This window comes from Carboxydocella sp. JDF658, assembly GCF_002049395.1.
Lineage (GTDB): Bacteria > Bacillota.
Window position 1 is genome coordinate 1 of sequence record NZ_BDLR01000061.1, and the last position, 1,296, is coordinate 1,296.

General features: G+C 36.4%; 2 protein-coding genes. Both read right to left on the reverse strand.

Going from position 1 to position 1,296, the window contains the following annotated elements; translation table 11 throughout:
• Positions 1-511 precede the first annotated feature (511 nt).
• On the reverse strand, positions 512-1,048 hold the full coding sequence (locus tag JDF658_RS09915; RefSeq protein ID WP_079907460.1) for a hypothetical protein: 537 nt from the start codon (positions 1,046-1,048) through the stop codon (positions 512-514).
• 19 nt (positions 1,049-1,067) lie between these two features.
• Positions 1,068-1,296, reverse strand: a 229-nt coding sequence (locus tag JDF658_RS14435) for a hypothetical protein (RefSeq protein WP_159446611.1), incomplete at its 5' end; no start/stop codon positions are given.

Below are 1,296 nucleotides of genomic sequence, written 5' to 3' on the forward strand. Positions count from 1 at the left end.
GAAAAAATGTGGATTTTGTGATATCCTTGCCTCGCATTATAGCTTCTCCTTTATATTAGAGATTTGGGCAAGGACTACCCTTAATCTCTATTATAAAGGATTTTTATATTTCTCAGCTAAAAAACGCATAATTCTGCCTATTTTGTGTTAAATCGAATTAATTCCCAGCTTGACAAATTCTAAAAAATTTTATGCAACGCTACTGAAATTTTATATTTTATTTCTCTAATTTTTATCGCCATTATTTGACAACAATTGACTGAAAGTTAATAATTCCTTCTATTAACCAGACTCGATACGTAGGTTATAGAACCACACTTTACGGCCGAAATTCCTGAACCGGATCGATGAAATTATCGTTTTCCACCCGTTGGAGGAAGTGATATCCAGCAAATCGTAGATTTGATGCGGCCGTTTTGAACAAGCGCTTGCAGGACTTTGACATACAGGTAGAAGTTAAGGCAGGCTGACCTTCAGGAAAAAGGCTTAAAGAGTTACAGCCGGCGAATAATTACCGCTGGTTGTGTCTTGCTATTTCGTCATATAGTTTATCTTTATCCATGGAGCGGGAAGGTTCTGGATTTTCTGCCTTAAAAAAGCCAAGTTTAAATTGACCTTGCCAGCCAGTTAAGACAGCATACTTATCTTCTTCCGGAGAGTAATCCAGAAAGAGCAGATATTTTTTACCAGGTTCCATTATTTCAACTTTGTCCAGTTTTCGGGTAACACCATTATATACACCCCCGTCCTGTTCAATGATTATCTTATTTCTTGATTTAGGCTCTGAACCTTTATACCACTTTGAGACATTGAAATAGACATCTGTAGCAATATCAAGCTCATCAAAACGCGGGTAGGATTTTATTGACTCAGCCTCTCCTTCGACAATTACATCGGCATCTTCTACCAGGGATTTTACGTCAGGATAATATTTAACCCAGCTAGCATGAGATATAATCATAGGTTTTTTTGAATTCTCAGAATTAATAATGCCTGATACTATTAGTAAGCTCAGCAACCCAATAAATAATAATGGTTTAGCCTTCATCTTTCACATCTCCTTATAGTTAATACAGATAGTTTGTACCTTCAATATCACCATAAACATAACCTACACCTGGCACATATTTATTAACAGATTGTGGTGTATAGATGCCTAATTTATGTCTTTCGGAGTCATAACCAAGCATAAGAACTTTTGGATCGCCGTATAACAGATAGCCATTATCATCGGCAAGGGCAATAACATGGCCAAATTCATGTGCTATTACACCTTGTTTTTGTAGTGAAGTATAA

Excerpts from the sequence above, each read along its gene's own strand:
- JDF658_RS09915 (WP_079907460.1), bottom strand. The coding sequence starts at position 1,048 with ATGAAGGCTAAACCATTATTATTTATTGGGTTGCTGAGCTTACTAATA.